General features: G+C 49.0%; 1 pseudogene. It reads left to right on the top strand.

Annotated elements, in window-relative coordinates:
* Nucleotides 1-1010, top strand: a pseudogene (locus tag KIV40_RS30260) (transcriptional regulator MalT); the annotation flags it as partial.

Below are 1010 nucleotides of genomic sequence, written 5' to 3'. Positions count from 1 at the left end.
AGCATCGATGACAGTGATAACGATGCGTTCCGTTTCATCAACTACCTACTGCAATCTCTGAACAAGGCAACTCAAAATGCCTGCCCAAATGCACAAAAGCTGGCTGAGAAGCGTCAATTTTCATCGCTGCACTCTCTGTTGAGTGAAGTGTTTGCTGAAATGGCCAACTTCCATCATGAGTGTTTTCTGGTCCTCGACGACTACCACCTCGTCAACAATGATGATGTGCATGAAGCGATGCGCTTCTTCCTTAAACACATGCCAGATAACCTAACCTTGGTTGTAACAAGCCGTGGTACACCACCACTAGGTACGGCGAACCTGCGTGTTCGCGATCTGATGATTGAAATCGGTAATGATTCGTTGGCATTTGACACCGAAGAGACAACACGCTTCTTCAACCAGCGTGTTACTGACGGTGTCGACGATACCACTGCAGGCAGTATCTGTGCTTACGTAGAGGGCTGGGCTTCGGCGCTTCAGCTAATTGCCCTGCAAGCTCAGCACCAAAAACGTACGCTGGCTCAGTCTGCGGAATCTGTGTCCCACTTTAACCATGCCCATTTATGGGATTACTTGGTGGAAGAGGTCTTTGACCTACTGGACAAAGAGACTCGTCACTTCTTGATGCAGTGTTCAGTGCTTGATCACTTCAACGATGAGTTAGTGTGTGCCCTCACCCAACGTGAAGATGCACTGGGCATGATTGAGTCCCTCAACCGATTTGGGTTGTTTATCTACCCATTAGAGGGTGAGAAAAACTGGTACCGCTTCCACAATCTATTCGGTGAGTTTTTGGCGCATGAACGTCAAGCGCGCATTCCACAGCAAGAAGCGGAATTGCATAACGCCGCAGCCCAAGCTTGGCTAAAACAGAACACACCTCACCAAGCGCTTCGCCATGCACAACGCGCTAATAATGCCGAACTTATCGTGCAGATCCTCGGTACTCATGGCTGGCAGATGTTCAACCAAGGTGAGCTCTCTTCATTAGAGATGGCGATCAAGCA

This window comes from Vibrio sp. D173a (assembly GCF_030248475.1).
The sequence above is the reverse complement of the archived record's forward strand: the minus strand, read 5'-3'. Positions and strand labels throughout refer to the sequence as shown.